Source organism: Gemmiger sp. An50 (assembly GCF_002161595.1).
In the GTDB taxonomy this organism is placed as follows: Bacteria; Bacillota; Clostridia; order Oscillospirales; family Ruminococcaceae; genus Allofournierella.
Window position 1 is genome coordinate 126,987 of the sequence record NZ_NFID01000008.1, and the last position, 16,656, is coordinate 143,642.

General features: G+C 59.7%; 17 protein-coding genes. 7 read left to right on the top strand and 10 right to left on the bottom strand.

What is annotated here, in order from left to right; genetic code table 11:
• Positions 1–3 precede the first annotated feature (3 nt).
• The 10 genes from B5G03_RS08970 to dnaA form a co-directional block, all read right to left on the bottom strand.
• Positions 4–384, bottom strand: a complete 381-nt coding sequence (locus tag B5G03_RS08970; RefSeq protein ID WP_087181378.1) for a hypothetical protein — start codon at positions 382–384, stop codon at positions 4–6.
• 29 nt (positions 385–413) lie between these two features.
• On the bottom strand, positions 414–629 hold the full coding sequence (locus B5G03_RS08975; protein ID WP_087181379.1) for a helix-turn-helix domain-containing protein: 216 nt from the start codon (positions 627–629) through the stop codon (positions 414–416).
• A 16-nt stretch (positions 630–645) separates the two neighbouring features.
• Positions 646–1,113, bottom strand: coding sequence for a DUF2975 domain-containing protein (locus tag B5G03_RS08980; protein WP_087181380.1), 468 nt, complete (start codon positions 1,111–1,113; stop codon positions 646–648).
• Positions 1,114–1,372: 259 nt separating this feature from the next.
• Positions 1,373–3,928 carry a DNA gyrase subunit A gene (gene gyrA / locus B5G03_RS08985; protein WP_087181381.1) on the bottom strand — a complete coding sequence of 852 codons (2,556 nt, stop codon included), beginning with the start codon at positions 3,926–3,928 and terminating at the stop codon, positions 1,373–1,375.
• A gap of 19 nt (positions 3,929–3,947) precedes the next feature.
• Positions 3,948–5,891 carry a DNA topoisomerase (ATP-hydrolyzing) subunit B gene (gene gyrB, locus B5G03_RS08990; protein ID WP_087181382.1) on the bottom strand — a complete coding sequence of 648 codons (1,944 nt, stop codon included), beginning with the start codon at positions 5,889–5,891 and terminating at the stop codon, positions 3,948–3,950.
• An 86-nt stretch (positions 5,892–5,977) separates the two neighbouring features.
• Entirely contained in the window at positions 5,978–6,244 is a 267-nt protein-coding gene (remB, locus tag B5G03_RS08995) for an extracellular matrix regulator RemB (RefSeq protein ID WP_087181383.1), read from the bottom strand.
• A gap of 250 nt (positions 6,245–6,494) precedes the next feature.
• Complete coding sequence (gene recF, locus B5G03_RS09000) at positions 6,495–7,583, bottom strand: DNA replication/repair protein RecF (RefSeq protein ID WP_087181384.1); 1,089 nt, start codon at positions 7,581–7,583, stop codon at positions 6,495–6,497.
• Between the two features lie 4 nt (positions 7,584–7,587).
• Positions 7,588–7,803, bottom strand: a complete 216-nt coding sequence (locus B5G03_RS09005) for an RNA-binding S4 domain-containing protein (RefSeq protein ID WP_087181385.1) — start codon at positions 7,801–7,803, stop codon at positions 7,588–7,590.
• A 301-nt stretch (positions 7,804–8,104) separates the two neighbouring features.
• Positions 8,105–9,211: a DNA polymerase III subunit beta gene (gene dnaN, locus B5G03_RS09010; protein WP_087181386.1), complete on the bottom strand. Its 1,107-nt coding sequence runs from the start codon at positions 9,209–9,211 to the stop codon at positions 8,105–8,107.
• Between the two features lie 508 nt (positions 9,212–9,719).
• Positions 9,720–11,042 (bottom strand): chromosomal replication initiator protein DnaA, encoded by a 1,323-nt coding sequence (gene dnaA, locus B5G03_RS09015; RefSeq protein ID WP_058963433.1) that lies wholly within the window; start codon positions 11,040–11,042, stop codon positions 9,720–9,722.
• A 344-nt stretch (positions 11,043–11,386) separates the two neighbouring features.
• On the opposite strand from dnaA, the gene rpmH reads away from it, so the two are divergent.
• From rpmH to mnmE, 7 genes are all read left to right on the top strand, one after another.
• Positions 11,387–11,521, top strand: coding sequence for a 50S ribosomal protein L34 (rpmH, locus tag B5G03_RS09020; protein ID WP_058963434.1), 135 nt, complete (start codon positions 11,387–11,389; stop codon positions 11,519–11,521).
• A 90-nt stretch (positions 11,522–11,611) separates the two neighbouring features.
• Positions 11,612–11,944: a ribonuclease P protein component gene (rnpA, locus tag B5G03_RS09025; RefSeq protein WP_087181387.1), complete on the top strand. Its 333-nt coding sequence runs from the start codon at positions 11,612–11,614 to the stop codon at positions 11,942–11,944.
• The gene (yidD, locus tag B5G03_RS09030; protein ID WP_087181388.1) at positions 11,941–12,195 is read left to right on the top strand and encodes a membrane protein insertion efficiency factor YidD; all 255 of its coding nucleotides are present in this window, start codon (positions 11,941–11,943) and stop codon (positions 12,193–12,195) included. Before rnpA ends, yidD begins: the two co-directional genes overlap by 4 nt.
• A gap of 120 nt (positions 12,196–12,315) precedes the next feature.
• Positions 12,316–13,341 carry a YidC/Oxa1 family membrane protein insertase gene (locus B5G03_RS09035; protein ID WP_087181389.1) on the top strand — a complete coding sequence of 342 codons (1,026 nt, stop codon included), beginning with the start codon at positions 12,316–12,318 and terminating at the stop codon, positions 13,339–13,341.
• Positions 13,342–13,344: 3 nt separating this feature from the next.
• Positions 13,345–14,355 carry an RNA-binding cell elongation regulator Jag/EloR gene (gene jag / locus B5G03_RS09040; RefSeq protein WP_087181390.1) on the top strand — a complete coding sequence of 337 codons (1,011 nt, stop codon included), beginning with the start codon at positions 13,345–13,347 and terminating at the stop codon, positions 14,353–14,355.
• Between the two features lie 208 nt (positions 14,356–14,563).
• Positions 14,564–15,133, top strand: a complete 570-nt coding sequence (locus B5G03_RS09045) for a GNAT family N-acetyltransferase (protein WP_087181391.1) — start codon at positions 14,564–14,566, stop codon at positions 15,131–15,133.
• A gap of 139 nt (positions 15,134–15,272) precedes the next feature.
• The gene (gene mnmE / locus B5G03_RS09050) at positions 15,273–16,640 is read left to right on the top strand and encodes a tRNA uridine-5-carboxymethylaminomethyl(34) synthesis GTPase MnmE (RefSeq protein ID WP_087181392.1); all 1,368 of its coding nucleotides are present in this window, start codon (positions 15,273–15,275) and stop codon (positions 16,638–16,640) included.
• Positions 16,641–16,656: the final 16 nt, after the last annotated feature.

Below are 16,656 nucleotides of genomic sequence, written 5' to 3' on the forward strand. Positions count from 1 at the left end.
GGATCATCCCTCCTGTTTCCGGCCGTTGCTTTTCCGGGGGTTGTTTTCCGGCAGAAGCTGGGCCTGCTGCACCTCGGGCCGGGTTTCCAAAATTGCCGCCGTGACGCCGTTCACCAGCAGCACCGCCAGCAGCAGCGTCCCGGAAACCATCTGTCCAGCGGGCTGGGTATCCAGCAGAGCGCTGAAATCCTGAATCTCCACCAGATATCGGGTATAGGCGATCCAGCCGTAAAGGCTGATGGCGCAGGCGGCCAGACTGAGCGCCATACACCAGTGCCAGCGCCTGCCTTTGCGGGCCAGCAGCGCGCCGCCCAGCGGCGGGAGCGCCAGCGCCGCCAACCCCAGGAAAATACTCATCAGATTCCACCATTCCGGATGCAACATCCAGACTCCCTCCTTTGTTTCGCCTTGTTTTATTGATTTTCTTCCGGCACGTATTCCAGCAGGTCCGCCGGCTGGCAGTCCAGCGCCTTGCACAGCGCCTCCAGCGTGGAGAACCGCACCGCCTTGGCCTTGTTGTTTTTCAGAATGGACAGGTTGGCCGGGGTGATGCCCACCCGCTCGGCCAGCTCGCCCGCGCTGATCTTGCGCTTTGCCATCATCACATCCAGATTGATCACAATCGGCATTGCCTTCTTCGCCTCCTCACACCGTCAGATCCAGCTCGTCCTTCATCTCGCAGGCCTGCCGGAACACGTTCTGCACGATGCGCAGAATCAACGCCATAAAGGCCGCCGCCACCATCACCATCAAGTAGGGCAGGTAATAGAGGGCACTGGCCAGGCAGATGGCCGCCACCGCCCAGCAGCAGCGGCTGAGCACGGCCAGACAGGTCACGTTCTGCTCCACGAACACCTGGCCCTTATCCAGATTGGCCAGCAGGCGATAGAGCCGGTAGAGTGCGAAATAAGCCGGAATGCTGGCGGCATAAATGGTGAGGAGAAACAGCGCCTGCCAGGGCAGGTCCCCCGTCAGCCGGTAGCGGGTCCAGCTCAAAAACCATTCCACCAGCCAGTAGGCCGCCACATCCACGCCCACCAGCACTCCGAGAAAAATCTTCACCAGCAGCTGGGAGATGGCCAGGCTGCCCACGGCGTCGTTTTGCTGTTTCATATCCCGTATTCCTCCGTTTCGCCCGGCCGCTCGCGTGCTTCCGGGCTTGTTTTGTTGGTACCACTCTACCACAGAGTTTATTGATTTTCAAGTGTTTTTTATCGTTTTTCGATATTTTTTAATTGTTTTTCAAAATTTCAATGTTCCATGTGGAACATGTTCTTTTCTTATTTTGGCATTTTCTGCAAAAAAACACCCTGTTTACGCTTGAACGCAAACAGGGTGTTTCTCAAATTTGATTCAGTCGAAAGGGAAGGACTTATTCTTCCTCGTCGTCCGCTGCAACGGGTTCCTCCGCCTGGGCGGCTTCCTCAGCGGCCAGTGCGGCCAGCTCCTCCTCGCTCAGAGCTTCCTCCGGCTCGTTCTCCGGCTTTTCCACCTCGGCGTCGTCGGAATGCTCGGTGCGGGCCACGGTGACCACCCGGTCGCCCTCGCCCAGACGCATCACGCGCACACCGCTGCCGTAGCGGCTCTGGATGTTGATGTCCGCCGCGTGCATGCGGATGATGATGCCCTCCTGGCTGATGAGGATGATGTCGTCCTCTTCCTCCAGCACCTTGATGCCGGCAACCTCGCCCTTGCCGTAGTTGCGGATGCCCTTGCCGCCGCGGCTCTGCAGGCGGTAGTCATCAATACGGCTGCGGCGGCCCTTGCCGTTCTCGGTCACGGTGAACACGGTGGCGCCGGGATGCACCACGCCAACGCCCACCACGTAGTCGCCCTCGGCCAGTCGGATGGCGCGCACACCATGGCCCAGTCGGCCCATGCTGCGGGCGTCCTGCTCGTTGAAGCGGATGGCCAGACCGTCGTGGGTGGCCACGATCAGCTCGTCCTCACCGGTGGTGATCTGGGTCCAGGCCAGGCTGTCGCCCTCGTACATGCTCACCGCCAGCAGGCCGCTCTTGCGGATGTTGGCGTAGGCTTCGATGGGCGTACGCTTGATGACGCCCTGACGGGTGACCATAACCAGATAACCCTGGGCGTTTTCGGCGGGCATGCGCAGCATGCTGGTGACCTTTTCGCCGTTCTGCAGGGGCAGCAGGTTCACGATATTGGTGCCGCGGGAAGTGCGGCTGCCCTCGTAGATCTGGTAGCCCTTCAGCCGGTAGACGCGGCCCTGGTCGGTGACAAACAGCACGAAGTCGTGAGTGGAACCGATGAACAGCTCCTCCACAAAGTCCTCGTCCTTGTGGGACAGGCCGGAAATACCACGGCCGCCGCGCTTCTGCACCTGGTAGGTGTCCTGGGGCTGGCGCTTGATGTAACCCTCGTGGGTCAGGGTGAACACGCACTGCTCCACCGGGATCAGATCCTCGATGTCCACCTCGCCGGACACATGGGCGATCTCGGTGCGGCGGTCGTCGCCGTATTTCTCCTTGAGAACAGTCAGCTCCTCTTTCACGATGGCATAGACCTTCTCGTCGCTGGCCAGGATGGAACGCCACTCGGCAATGTTGCCCTGCAGCTCGGCCAGCTCGCTCTCGATCTTCAGAATCTCCAGACCGGCCAGCTGTCCCAGACGGAAGGCACAGATGGCGGCAGCCTGCAGCTCGTCAAAGCCGAACCGCTCCATAATGGCCACGCGGGCTTCCGCCTGGCCGCCCTTGCAGGCGCGGATGGTGGCGATGATCTCGTCCACGATGTCGGTGGCGCGCTTCAAGCCTTCCAGGATGTGAGCGCGCTCCTCGGCCTTCTTCAGATCGAAGGCGGTGCGACGGCGCACAACCTGGGCCTGGAACGCCACGTAGCGCTCCAGCATGGTTTTCAGGGTCATGGTCTTGGGCACGCCGCCGTCCAGAGCCAGCAGGTGCACGCCCACGGTGTCCTGCAGCTGGGTATAGCGGTACAGCTGGTTCAGCACCACCTGGGGGTTCGCGTCCTTTTTCAGCTCAATGACGATCCGCATGCCGTGGCGGTTGGACTCGTCGTTCAGATCACTGATGCCCTCGATGCGCTTTTCCTTCACCAGATCGGCAATGTTCTCGATCAGGCGGGCCTTGTTGACCATGTAGGGAATCTCGGTGACGATGATCTGGAACCGGCCGTTCTTCTTCTCCTCGATCTCGGCGCGGCCGCGCAGGGTGATCTTGCCGCGGCCGGTGGCGTAGGCGGCGCGGATGCCGCTGCGGCCCATGATGATGCCGCCGGTGGGGAAGTCGGGGCCCTTGATGTGCTCCATCAGGCCGGCCAGGTCGATGTCCGGATCGTCGATCAGGGCCACCGCGCCCTCGATGACCTCAGTCAGGTTATGGGGCGGGATGTTGGTAGCCATGCCCACGGCGATGCCGGTGGAGCCGTTGACCAGCAGGTTGGGGAACCGGCTGGGCAGCACGGTGGGTTCCTTCTTGGTCTCGTCGAAGTTCAGGCCGAAATCCACAGTGTCCTTCTCGATGTCGGTGAGCAGGTCCACCGCCATTTTGCTCATGCGGGCCTCGGTGTATCGGTAGGCAGCCGGGGGGTCGCCGTCCACGCTACCAAAGTTACCCTGGCCGTCCACCAGAGGATAGCGCATGGAGAAATCCTGCGCCAGGCGGACCATGGCGTCGTAGACCGACGCGTCACCGTGAGGGTGGTAAGAGCCCAGCACGGCACCCACGGTATCCGCGCTCTTGCGGTAGGGGTGGCTGGGGTCGTTGCCGCGCTCGTACATGGTATACAGGATGCGGCGGTGCACCGGTTTCAGGCCGTCGCGCACATCCGGCAGCGCGCGGGCTACGATAACGGACATGGAATAGTCCAGAAAGGCCCGTTCGATCTCGTCTTTTACGTCCCGGACGATGAGGTGCGTGCCCGGGGTCACGTTATTTTCGATCATAGTTTCCGTTTCCTTTCCATTACACATCCAGATTTGCGTATTCCGCGTTCTTTTCGATGAACTGGCGGCGCGGCTCCACCTTGTCGCCCATCAGGATGGTGAAGGCCTCGTCGGCCTTTTCCGCGTCCTCGATGGAGATCTGCACGATGACCCGGTTGTCCGGATTCATGGTGGTTTCCCACAGCTGCTCGGGGTTCATCTCACCAAGGCCCTTATAGCGGTTGATCTTCACGCCCTGGCCCATCTCGGCGCTCATCTGGGTCATTTCCGGCTCGTTGTAGGCATAGCGTACGTCCTTGCCCTTGGCCAGCTTGAACAGGGGAGGCTGAGCGATGTACACATAGCCGCCCTCGATCAGCGGACGCATGAACCGGAAGAAGAAGGTGAGCATCAGGGTACAGATATGGCTGCCGTCCACGTCCGCATCGGCCATGATGAAGACCTTGTGGTAGCGCAGCTTTTCGATATCAAACTCCTCGCCGATGCCGCAGCCCAGGGCGGTGACCACGGGCATCAGCTTTTCGTTTCCGTAGACCTTGTCCAGGCGGGCCTTTTCCACGTTCAGCATCTTGCCCCACAGCGGCAGGATGGCCTGAATGTTGGAGTCACGGCCCATCTTGGCGCTGCCGCCGGCGGAATCACCCTCGACGATGAAGATTTCGGTCTTGGAGGGGTCTTTTTCGCGGCAGTCGGCCAGCTTACCGGGCATACGGCTGGTTTCCAGCGCGCTCTTGCGGCGTACCAGATCCCGGGCTTTGCGGGCGGCTTCCCGGGCGCGGGCGGCCTGGGTGGCCTTCTCGTAGATGGCCTTGGCCACGCCGGGGTTTTCTTCCAAAAATTCCTTCAGCTTGTCGTAGACCATGCCGGAGACCAGGCTGCGCACCTCGGTGTTGCCCAGCTTTGCCTTGGTCTGGCCCTCGAACTGGGCCTCGGTGAGCTTGACGCTGATCACGCAGGTCAGGCCCTCGCGCACGTCGTTGCCGGTGAGGTTATCGTCCTTGTCCTTCAGGTAGCCCTTTTCCCGGCCAAAGTCATTGATGACGCGGGTGAGGGCGTTCTTGAAGCCCTCCTCGTGCGTACCGCCGTCCGGGGTATTCACGTTGTTGGCGAAGGACAGGATCAGCTCGTTGAAGCTGTCGTTGTACTGCATGGCCACTTCGGCGATGATATCGTCCTTCTGGCCTTTCAGGTGGATGACCTGGGGATGCAGCACGGTGTTATCCCGCTTTTTCTGCAGGTATTCCACGAAGCTGGCGATGCCGCCCTCGTAGTGCATGCTTTCGCGCACCACCTCGTCGCCCCGTTCGTCGGTGAAGGTAATGCGGATGCCCGCGTTCAGGAAGGCTTCTTCCCGCAGGCGGACCAGCAGAGTCTCGTAGTCATAGACGGTGGTCTCGGTGAACATGACCGGGTCCGCCTTGAAGCGCACGGTGGTGCCGGTGGAGGCAGCGGGGCCCAGCTTCTGCAGGGGGCCGTCCGGCACGCCACGCTGGAACCGCTGATAGTATTCGTAGCCGTCGCGGCGGACGATGACCTCCAGCCACTCGCTCAGTGCGTTTACCACGCTGGAGCCCACGCCGTGCAGGCCGCCGGCCACCTTGTAGCCGGAGTTTTCGCCGCCGAACTTGCCGCCGGCGTGCAGCACGGTGAGAACAACGGTCACGGCGGGGATGCCCAGCTTGGGCTGGATGTCCACGGGAATGCCGCGGCCGTTATCGGTGACTTCGATCACGTCGTTTTTCTTGATGGTGACCTCGATATGATCGCAGAAGCCCGCCAGCGCCTCGTCGATGGCGTTGTCCACGATCTCGTAAGCCAGATGATGCAGGCCCTTGGGGCCGGTGGAGCCGATGTACATGCCCGGCCGTTTGCGCACCGCTTCCAGCCCTTCCAGCACCTGGATCTGGCTGCCGTCGTACTGGTCGGCGCCCTCCTGCGGCTGCTTGTTCAATTCTTCTGCCATTGTTTTGCCTCCTGTTGTTTTTGGGCGGATGAACGCCGCCCGGTGCGCGCCGTGCGCGCTCGTTCCTTTTGTCTGAAAATGCCCCGTCACACGCTGCCCAGCTGATCCAGCCGGCCGCAGCGCTTTTCCAGTGTTTTGGACGAGATGGGGCTGATGAATACCGTTTCGTCCGGGAAATCGGTGATCACAAAGCTTTTGGGAAGCTCGTCGCTCAAGGTAACCACCGCGCCCTCGGTTTCCGCGTGGCGCAGAAACGCCCGTGTATGCTTGGAGATCGAGGTGGTTTCAATATCAAAAATCCCGATGATATCTCGTGTATGGACCACGTAGTCCTGCCCTAAATGCAAATACATTTTTTTTACCTACCCGACCGGTGGCTTGTACCGATCCGTTTATCCTTTCGCACCCGATTTTCCTCAGCAAGGGCCGCTGGCTGTCCTGTTGGCTCGATCTTCGGTGTGGAGTCGTGCTCTTTCGAATCCGTTCCCGTCAGTCTCAGCAAAACCGCACAGGCCATTTACATGCCCTTTTTGGTTTGTCTTAAACTCTGCCGGACAGGGGAGAACAGCCGTTTTTTGCCCGGCCGGATGCAAACGGGGCTTCTTATAGCTTTTCCAGCACGCCGCCTTCCATCCGGAACAGCTCGCCTTCGGTTTTGTGGAACAGGCTGGAATCGCAGGCCGTCACGATGGTCTGCTTCTGGCGCATCCTGGTGAGCAGGTACTCCTGCCGGGTGGCATCCAGCTCGCTGAGCACGTCGTCCAGCAGCATCACCGGATGCTCCCCGGTGATTTCCTGGGCACAGCTGGCCTCCGCCAGCTTTAAGCTCAGCACCGCGCTCCGCTGCTGGCCCTGGCTGGCAAACAGCTTGGCGGGCTGGCCGTCCATCAGCACCGCGAAATCCTCCCGGTGAGGTCCTGCCGTGGAAAAGCCTGCCTTCAAATCCGCCTTCCGGCTCTCCCGCAGGGTTTCCAGCAGACCCTTGTCGCCGAAGCTGGGCTGATACACCAGCTCCAGACCCTCGCTTCCCTGGGAAATATCCCGGTAATTGGCGGTGGCCAGCGGCCGCAGCCGTTTCATGTAGTCCATCCGGCGCAGTGTGAGCTCCTGCCCGTAGCGGGCCAGTTCCTCGTCGAACACGTCCAGCATCTGGGCCGCTCCCGGTGTGCGCTCATAATGCTTGAGCAGCGCGTTTTTTTGGGTAAGCAGCCGGGCATAACGCCGCCAGGCTGCCAGATACCCCGGGTACAGCTGGCACAGCGCGGCGTCCAGAAAACGCCGCCGTCCCTCCGGGCTGCCCTTCACCAGGCTCAGATTGCCCGGCTCGAACACCACCGCCGTGAAGCTGCCCGCCAGCGCCGAGGCCCGGCCCAGGTCTACTCCGTTTCGCTTGGCCATCCGGCCCGGACGGGAGGTTTCCCGTCCGCCGATCGTCAGATAGATCTGGTTTTGCTGCCCGTCGCTGGTCTCTGTCTCCGCCTGTAGCACCGAAAAGGGCTGGTCCCGGGCGATAAGCTCCGCGTCCTTTGCACCCCGGAAGCTTTTGCCTCCAGTGAGCAGCCACACCGCCTCCAGCAGATTGGTCTTGCCCTGGCCGTTTTTGCCGCAGATCACCGTGAGCTCCGGGCAAGGGGTAAAGTCCGCCTGCCGGATGTTCCGGTAATCCTGCAGCGAAAGCTCCTTCAGCCGCATAGGGTTACTGCCCGTCGGCCACGGTCACAGTGCGGCCCTCCAGGGTCACGGTGTCTCCCGGGCGCAGCTTTTTGCCCCGCATCTCGCACACCTCGCCGTTCACCAGCACCTGCCCGGCCTGGATCAGCACCTTGGCTTCGCCGCCGGTTTCCACCAGACCCGCCAGCTTGAGCAGCGAGTCCAGCTTGATAAATTCCGTATGGATCAGAATTCGTTCCATCGTATCAGTTCCTTTGTGTTTTGTGAGTTTCCAGTATGAGTTTGTCTGCCGTTTTCGGTTGGAATGGTCCTCAGCGCCCCGCAAACAGGCCTTAAAACGGTTTTTCTGCGTTTTTCAGGCTCCAACCGTTTCAAAGCCTAAAATGCGCCAGCAGCGATTTATGACCGAAAGGAGGTTGGGGACCGGCGCAAAGCCCCAGTCCTCAATCCTTGCTCAAATGGACGAGGCATGCGCATTTCAAGACCGTTTATTTATGCATTCAAATATGCAATTGCGCACATCAACGCAACATTTGTCCAGCTTAGTCGTTTTTGAAGCGGACGGGCAGCACCAGATAGATGAAGTCCTCGCCTTCCTCGGGCAGGATCTTCACCGGGCTCAGGGGGCCGCTCAGCTCCAGCACTACCTTATCGCAGCGGGCATTGCGCAGCGCGTCCAGCAGATAGCGGTTGTTGAAGCCGATCTCCACCGGATCGCCCTCCACCTGAGCGGAAAATTCGTCCACGACCTTGCCCAGATTGGTCTGGCAGCGAACGGTCACCTTGCCGGAGGCATCGAAGAGGATGCGCAGCGGGTTTTTCAGCCGCTCGGTGATGATCAGACTGGCGCGCTCGATGGTATCAATGAAATCTCTGGTCTCCAAAACCACCCGGGTCTTGCAGCCGTTGGGGATCACATTGGCATAATTCAGGAATTCGCCCTCGATCAGCCGGGAGAGAATGGTGTAGTTTCCGGAGTTGAAGACCACGAACCGGCGGTTGGCGGAAATGCGCACGTCATCCTCGTCATCGCCCAGCAGTTTGTTCACCTCGGTGAGGGTCTTGGCCGGAATGATGATGCGGATGTGTTTTTCCGCCTGGACCGGACGCTCCACAATGGCCAGCCGGTAACCGTCCAGCGCAACAACCGTGAGTTTGTCCTCTTCAATGGCGAACAGCTCGCCGGTGTGTGCAGGTTTTTTGTCATCCTGGCTGACGGCGTAAAGAGTTTTTTCGATCATGCCCCGCAGCATACCGGCCTTGATGGTCAAAGTATGGTCCGCGCCCGGGGTGGGGAGATCGGGATAGTCGGAAGCGCTCATGGCAAGAATGTCGAATTCCGCCACACCGCCCTTAATGGTGGCGTTGCCGGATTCGTTGGTGTAGATGCTCACCTCGCCGCTGGGCAGCCGGCGGACCATGTCGCCCAGAAGCTTGGCAGACAGAACGATCTCACCGGCCTGGCGAACATTGGCTTCGATGGTGGTGGTGATGCCCATTTCCAGATCGTAGCCAGTCAGGGTGAGCTGGAAACCTTCGGCTTTTAGGAGGATACCCTCCAGAGCGGGAATTGAGGACCGAAGTGTGACGGCCTTCGACACACCGTCAATGGCACTGGACAGAAGTGCTTTGTCGCAAACAATGTTCATGCGGTTGCTCCTTTCTTGCGATGAAAATCCGTTTTTGGTCTTCAAATAGCATAGTTTCAGGTAGACGTAGTAATAGGGGGTGTGAAAACTGTGGAAAAGTGGCGCGAGGCCTTTTGAAGACCGGGTTTGTGGGCTGTGGAAAGGTGAGCCCGGTTTGTTTAAAAAATGTGGATAAGCGAAAAATGAAAAGTTTTACACATGCCCTGTGAAAAAGCGATTGTTGAATGTTGAAAAGAAACAGAAAAACTTTTTGGCTGTTTTCAGGGGCAAATGAGGGAAATATTGCAGTTTGTATAATTTTGAAGGTCACGAAACGTGTCGTGATGAGTGTGGGAAAACCCGCGCAAAATCCGCCTTTTTTGAAAAAAGCCGGACAAAGCGCGGTTCATATGGTAGAGAGAAAAGAAAGAATAAAGGAACAGAAAAGGGGAGAAGGGCCAAAACAGGTACAGCCGGCAGGGGCGCCATGCTGTACCCGATATTCCCAAGGGCGGCCCGCCCCTGGCTTTTAGGAGCGAACGTTTTTGATGATGTCCTCCACCGTTTCCTTCAGGTGGCGGTCGTTGTTCAGATTGTTCTCCATGGATTTCAGGGAGTACACGATGGTGGAGTGATCCCGGCCGCCGAACTCCTTGCCGATGTCCTCCATGCTCATGCCGGTGATCTCGCGCACCACATAGATGGCGGTCTGCCGGGCAGAGGAGATGTTGGCTGTGCGGCGCATGCCCCGGATCTCCGCGGGGGTCACGTTGTAAGTGCGGCCCACCTCGCCGATGATCTTTTCGATGGTAACCGGAACCGGTTGGGTCTCGTTCAGAATATCCTTGATGGCATTCTGAGCCACGCCGATCACCGGCTGGATGCCTTCCAGCATGTAATAGGCGTTCAGCTTTTTCACGGCGCCTTCCAGCTGGCGGATGTTGTTTTTCAGATGGTTCGCGATGAACTCGGCCACGTCATCCGGCATGTCCAGATTGAACAGCTCGGCCTTGCGGCGGATGATGGCCACTCGGGTCTCGAAGTCCGGCGGCTGAATGTCCGCGGTGAGGCCCCACTCGAACCGGGTGCGCAGACGCTCCTCCAGGCTCTTGATCTCCTTGGCGGGGCGGTCGCTGGCCAGCACGATCTGCTTGCCCGCGTTGTGCAGCGTATTAAAGGTATGGAAGAACTCCTCCTGGGTGCTTTCCTTGCCGGCGATGAACTGGATATCGTCCACCAGCAGCACGTCCGCCGCCCGGTATTTCTGGCGGAAGCTCTCGGTGTTGCCCTCCCGGATGGCAGTGATGATCTCGTTGGTGAACTTCTCGCAGTCCACATACACAATATTAAAGTCCGGGTGGTTCTTCTTGATCTCCACCTGAATGGCGTTGAGCAGGTGCGTTTTACCCAGACCAGACTGGCCGTAGATGAACAGCGGGTTGTAGGCCCCGGAGGGATTGGAGGCAACCGCCTGCGCCGCCGCATAGGCGAACTGGTTGGAGGGACCCTTGATGAAGTTTTCGAAGGTGAAGTCGTATTTGCCGCTGGGAGCGCTGACCGGAGCAGGTTTTTCCGGTTCCGGGGCGGGCTTTTCCGGTGCGGCTGCGGGCACGACGAGTTCCACCTCCACATCGAAGCCCAGCACCGCGGCCAGAGCTTCTTTCAGCAGAGGAGTATAGCGGTCCCGCACGATGGTGCAGATGAAATCATTGCGCACAGCCAGCACGACCTTGCCGCTGCCCTCGAAGCTCACCGCCTCCAGCCCGTCGATGTACAGGTTGTAGGTGGCGTCCACCAGGCGCTCCTTGCAATAGGCCTTCGCTGCGCTTAAAACGTCGTTAAAGGAATCCATAGGCAAAAACGCTCCATTATTATTGAAAATTAGTATCTGATTGATTATATCACAAAAAAACGACCTTTACAATGTTATTTATTATACTATAGCTATAGTAGCCGCTGTAAGGGGTCTAAAAACGCGTTTTCGCAAATCGCCAAAGGGGGCACAAAGGCCCGCCGTATCTGCGTGTACACGGCAAAACAGGCCAAAACAAGCTGTAAAGCAAAAAACTTTGCGGAAAGTGTTGACAAAGGCGGAAATCATCCGCTATACTTTTATGATGCAAGGTCATCTGTGTACCTGCACAGAGAAAATCAATAAAATCTGCCCCATTGCGGGGCCTTTTGGAGGATATCGTCATGAAAAGAACTTTTCAGCCCAAGAAGCGTCAGCGCAGTGGTGTGCACGGCTTTCTGAAGAGAATGGCCAGCAAGAACGGCCGCAAGGTGATCGCCGCCCGTCGTGCCAAGGGCCGCGCCAAGCTGTCTGCCTAAGTGTAAAACAAAGCCCCGCTTTTTGAGCGGGCAAGCTTGCAAGGCCACTGAGTTGTTAGTGGCCTTGTTTTTCCATACGGGGGAAGATCCATGCGCTACCGGCCGATCACCCGCAACAAGGAGTTTGCCCGGGCCTATGCCCGGGGAAAGGCCTTTGTGCATCCAAAACTGGTGTTGTATGTGATGAAGAACCGTCTGGGGCATACCCGGGTGGGCATCACCGCAACCAAAAAAATCGGCAACGCCGTGCACCGAAACCGGGCGCGGCGGGTCATCCGTGCCGCCTTGTACCAGACGCTGCCCTATGATGTGGGCGGGCTGGACCTGGTGTTCGTGGCGCGGGGCCAGACCACCCGCTGCAAGAGCGGCGAGGTGCAGAAGGCTGCCGAACAACTGCTGAAAAACGCGGGCCTGGTCAGATGATCGCCCGCGTTTTAGTGCTACCCATAAAGTGGTACAAGAAATACCTCTCGCCCCATCTGGGCACAAATTGCCGCTTCCTTCCCACCTGCAGTGAATATGCCATGGAGGCACTGCTCACCCATGGCGCGGTGAAGGGAAGCATCCTGGCGGTGTGGCGCATTCTGCGCTGCAACCCGCTGTGCAAGAGCGGTTACGATCCGGTCCCGCCCAAAGGACGCTGGAAAAACGACGACCGCCGCCTGGTCCGCTGACTGCGGACGAACCTTACCCATCGCCCCTTGTGACGCGCCCCGTTTTGCGCCGGGGATGTGTCCCACGATAAAATCTACAAAAGCCCTGGCGCGCAAACGGGGCGGATAGGAAAAAGAATTATGGGAATTTTAGGCATTCTCGGCACGCCCCTCGGCTATGTGCTGCAGTGGATCTACCAGTTTGTGGGCAACTACGGCTGGTCCATCATCCTGTTCACGGTCATCGTGCGCCTGCTCTCCTTCCCGCTGCAGATTAAGCAGCAGAAGAGCACCGCCCGCATGGCTGCGTACCAGCCGATGATCCAGGAGATCCAGAAAAAGTACGCCAAGGACAAGGAAAAGCAGAACGAAGAGCTGATGCGCATGCAGCAGGAATACGGCTATAACCCCGCCGCCGGCTGCGCGCCCATGCTGATCAACTTCCTGGTGATCTTCGGCATCATCGAGGTGGTTTACCGCCCGCTGAAGTACATCATGCACCTGCCTGCCGAGGCTCTGAACGCCGCGGCCGAGCAGCTGGGTATGGCTGCCAACAACTACATGGCCCAGAGCGAGATCATCAAGCAGGTCCAGCTGGACCCCAATGTGTTCGGCAACATCTTCACCGCCGAGCAGATCGAAGCCATGCAGAACTTCAATGTGAACTTCCTGGGCATTAACCTGATGGACAAGCCCGGCTTCGCGCTGAACACTCTGCTGATCTTCCCCCTGCTGAGCATCGTCACCATGGCTATGCTGAACGTGATCACCATGAAGATGAGCGGTCAGCAGATGCAGGGCAGCATGAAGTGGATGCCCTGGATCACCAGCCTGATGTTCGTCTGGTTCGCCTTCCAGGTGCCCGTGGGCTTCTCTCTGTATTACACCGTGTCTAACCTGTTCATGTTTATCCAGAGCGTAATTCTGCGCAAGATGTACGATCCCGAGAAGCTGAAGGTGGAGATCGCCGCCGAGATCGAGGCCAAAAAGCTGGAGCGCAAGGCGAAAAAGCAGGTGACCGTGGTGGAGAACGGCAAAGAGACCACCCGTTCGGTCAACGAGGCAGAACTGAACCGGCTGCGCCTGGAAATGGCCCGCAAGCAGGACGAGGAAAAATATAAGGACGAGCGGACCGTACCCCTGAGCCAGCTGAACAAGGAGGAATGAGTCATGCGTGAAGTGATCGTTACCGGGAAGACTGTGGAGGAGGCCACCGAGGCCGCCTGCGCCCAGCTGGGCCTTCCCCGTGAGGAAGTGAGCATCGAGATCCTGGAGATGCCGGTGCACCGTCTGTTCAAGAAGATCCCCGCTAAGGTGCGCGCCACCGTGCAGGAGCCCGAGGTGGAGACCCCGGCCGAGCCCGTGGCTGCGGCCCAGCCCGAGGAGAAGGCGGTTGAGGTACAGCCTGCCGCTGAGGAAAAGGCCGCTCCCGCAGAGGAGAAGCAGGAGGCCGCTCCCCAGGAGGAGGCCACCGTACAGGTGGACGTGGACAGCAACGAGAAGCTGGCCGCCGCCGTGGCTTACCTGAAGGAGATCTTTACCCTGATGGGTGCGGGCGACGTGGAGATGCACGTGGAGAAGCAGGGCGAGGCCTACATCGTGAAGGTGGAAGGTGAGGACGTTGGCGTTCTGATCGGCCACCGTGGCGAGACAATGGAGAGCCTGTCCTACCTGGCTGGGCTGGCGGCCAACCGCCTGGGCGGCGACTACCTGAAACTGGGTCTGGACGTGGCTGGCTATCGCGGCAAGCGGGAGAAGGACCTGGAGGCTCTGGCCCGCCGCATGGGCGCGAAGGTGGCCAAGACCGGCCGCAGCTATGCCATGGACCCCATGAACCCCTACGAGCGGCGCATCATCCACAGCACCATCAGCACCATGGAGGGCCTGCGCAGCGAGTCCAAGGGTGAGGGTGCGGATCGCCGCGTTGTGATCTACTCCACCGATCCCAATGCTCAGAACCGCAGCCGCAGCGGCGGCCGTGGTCAGCGTGGCGGCCGCGGTCAGCGCGGTGGCCGTGACCGCAAGAGCGGCGGCTTCAAGGGTGAGCGGCGCAGCAGCGTTCCCGGCCGGGAGTTTGCCAGCGCCCAGCGCACCGAGGGTGCAGCCCCTGTTGCTCCCAAGCGCACTCAGGTGATCGATGACGCCGAGGGCTTTGCTCTGTACGGCAAGATCGAGCTGTAAGAAACGCGCATACATAAAATTCACCGCGGCATGCGGCCCCCAAGCGGAGCTGCGTGCCGCGTTTTTTACCGTCTTGATTCACTACTGATTGTATTATATTTGAAAATATTACAAGAGTGCGAAAGCTTCGGCGGCCCCGTTGCGCTTTTTTGCGGGGCATGATAGGATAGGAGTACAAGATTTTTCCAGACAGGAAAGGAAGGATAAAATGCGTTTGGAGCGAATGAACGGTTGGCAGGACCCCCGATTTGAAGCGTTGTGGGAGCTGTATGAAGCGAGCTTCCCCGCCTACGAGAACCGGACCCTGCCCGACCAGAAGCGCGCCATGGAGGATGAGCGCTACCATGTGGACCTGATCTATGAGGAGGACCAGTGGCAGGGCTTTGTGATGTATTGGCAGGCGCCCGGCTATTTGTACGTGGAGCATTTCGCGGTGTTCCCCTGCGGCCGGGGCAAGGGCTACGGGTCCAAGGTGCTGACCGCCCTGAAAGAAAAGGGGCAGCCGGTGCTGCTGGAGATCGACCCGCCGAAAGAGGAGATTTCCATCCGCCGCAAGGGCTTTTACGAGCGGAACGGCTTCTGTGAAAATCCCTACGACTACCAGCACATCCCTTATAAAAAGGACGACGTGCCCCACCCGCTGGTGGTGATGACCTGGCCGGAACCCATCAGCGAAGAGGTTTATCAAGGCTTCCGGCGCTTTATGCGGGACGTGGTGATGGAGTACAGCGAAGCAAAAGAAAATAACAATTGGGAGAATATTTTGAAATTCGACTGATTGGATAATATGCAAAGGCCGCCCGATGACCGGAAGGACTCGGGCGGCCTTTGCTCTGTGTCCGGCCTGCCTTGCCCTGGCCGGGGCCGGTGTGCTACAATAAAATGAACTATGCTGTTTTGAGAATGGGGGAGTGAAGATGGAAACGACCATCGTGGCGCTGGCAACGCCGCCCGGTGCGGGCGGTATCGCAGTGGTGCGCCTGTCCGGCCCGGAAAGCTACCGGATCACCGAGCAGGTGTTTCGGCCGATGAATCCGAACAAAAAGGTGAGCGAGGCGAAGGGCTATACCGCCCTGTTTGGTCATTTCATCGCCCGGGGCGAAACGCTGGACGAGGGCGTAGCCCTCTTCTTCCGGGCTCCCCGAAGCTATACCGGCGAAGACGTGGTGGAGCTGAGCTGCCATGGCGGTATGGTGATCGCTCAAGAGCTGATCACCGCCTGCATCGCGGCGGGCGCGGCACCGGCCGGACCGGGTGAGTACACCAAGCGGGCCTTTCTGAACGGGCGGATGAGTCTGACCCAGGCCGAGGCGGTGATGGATCTGATCGGCGCTGCCGGCCGTCAGGGCGCAGCGCTGGCCGAGAGCGCCCTGAGCGGCGCGCTGGCCCGGCAGATCGAGGGATACAAAAGCCGTCTGGTGGCGCTGGCCGGGCATCTGGCTGCCTGGGTGGATTTCCCCGAAGAGGATGTGCCCGAGCTGGAAGAGGATACCCTGCGTAGTACACTGGATGAAGTGTGTACCGGTGTGCGAGGACTGATCGGCAGCTACGGCGGCGGTGCCGTACTGCGTCAGGGTGTGGACGCGGCCATCGTGGGCAGTCCCAACGTGGGCAAGAGCACCCTGATGAATCTGCTGGCCGGATTCGACCGGGCCATCGTGACCCCCATTGCCGGAACCACCCGGGATGTGGTGGAGCAGGCGGTGATGCTGGGCGGCGTGCGGGTCAACCTGTTTGATACCGCAGGCCTGCGGGAGACCGGCGACGTGGTGGAGGCTGAGGGCATCCGCCGCAGCCGCCGCAAGCTGGAAGAGGCCGGGCTGGTGCTGGCGGTGTTCGACGGCTCCACCCCCGCCACCGAGGAGGACAAGGAGTTGGCGCAGCTGTGCGCCGGGCGTCCGGCCATCGCGCTGGTGAACAAGAACGATTTGGAACAGCGCTTCGACGAGAGCATTCTGGAGGGCAAATTCTTCCGGGTGCTGCGCATTGCGGCAGGCCAGGGCGGCGGGATGCCGGAGCTGGAGCAGGCGGTGCGGGAGCTGCTGGGAGTGGCCAATCTGGACCCCGGTGCGCCCTGCCTGGTGAGCCAGCGGCAGCTGGCCGCGGCAGTATCTGCCCGGGACGCGCTGCAGGAGGGCATCCAGGCGCTGGACGGCGGCTTCGGACTGGACGCGGTGAGCGTCTGCGTGGACGATGCCCTGGCGGCCCTCTGCCGCCTGACCGGTGAGGACGCCAGCGAGAGCGTGATCGAGGAAGTGTTCTCCAAGTTCTGTGTGGGCAAGTAAAGGAAGGAAACGACAA

Excerpts from the sequence above, each read along its gene's own strand:
- B5G03_RS08970 (WP_087181378.1), bottom strand. The coding sequence starts at position 384 with ATGTTGCATCCGGAATGGTGGAATCTGATGAGTATTTTCCTGGGGTTG.
- B5G03_RS08975 (WP_087181379.1), bottom strand. The coding sequence starts at position 629 with ATGCCGATTGTGATCAATCTGGATGTGATGATGGCAAAGCGCAAGATC.
- B5G03_RS08980 (WP_087181380.1), bottom strand. The coding sequence starts at position 1,113 with ATGAAACAGCAAAACGACGCCGTGGGCAGCCTGGCCATCTCCCAGCTG.
- gyrA (WP_087181381.1), bottom strand. The coding sequence starts at position 3,928 with ATGATCGAAAATAACGTGACCCCGGGCACGCACCTCATCGTCCGGGAC.
- gyrB (WP_087181382.1), bottom strand. The coding sequence starts at position 5,891 with ATGGCAGAAGAATTGAACAAGCAGCCGCAGGAGGGCGCCGACCAGTAC.
- remB (WP_087181383.1), bottom strand. The coding sequence starts at position 6,244 with ATGTATTTGCATTTAGGGCAGGACTACGTGGTCCATACACGAGATATC.
- recF (WP_087181384.1), bottom strand. The coding sequence starts at position 7,583 with ATGCGGCTGAAGGAGCTTTCGCTGCAGGATTACCGGAACATCCGGCAG.
- B5G03_RS09005 (WP_087181385.1), bottom strand. The coding sequence starts at position 7,803 with ATGGAACGAATTCTGATCCATACGGAATTTATCAAGCTGGACTCGCTG.
- dnaN (WP_087181386.1), bottom strand. The coding sequence starts at position 9,211 with ATGAACATTGTTTGCGACAAAGCACTTCTGTCCAGTGCCATTGACGGT.
- dnaA (WP_058963433.1), bottom strand. The coding sequence starts at position 11,042 with ATGGATTCCTTTAACGACGTTTTAAGCGCAGCGAAGGCCTATTGCAAG.
- rpmH (WP_058963434.1), top strand. The coding sequence starts at position 11,387 with ATGAAAAGAACTTTTCAGCCCAAGAAGCGTCAGCGCAGTGGTGTGCAC.
- rnpA (WP_087181387.1), top strand. The coding sequence starts at position 11,612 with ATGCGCTACCGGCCGATCACCCGCAACAAGGAGTTTGCCCGGGCCTAT.
- yidD (WP_087181388.1), top strand. The coding sequence starts at position 11,941 with ATGATCGCCCGCGTTTTAGTGCTACCCATAAAGTGGTACAAGAAATAC.
- B5G03_RS09035 (WP_087181389.1), top strand. The coding sequence starts at position 12,316 with ATGGGAATTTTAGGCATTCTCGGCACGCCCCTCGGCTATGTGCTGCAG.
- jag (WP_087181390.1), top strand. The coding sequence starts at position 13,345 with ATGCGTGAAGTGATCGTTACCGGGAAGACTGTGGAGGAGGCCACCGAG.
- B5G03_RS09045 (WP_087181391.1), top strand. The coding sequence starts at position 14,564 with ATGCGTTTGGAGCGAATGAACGGTTGGCAGGACCCCCGATTTGAAGCG.
- mnmE (WP_087181392.1), top strand. The coding sequence starts at position 15,273 with ATGGAAACGACCATCGTGGCGCTGGCAACGCCGCCCGGTGCGGGCGGT.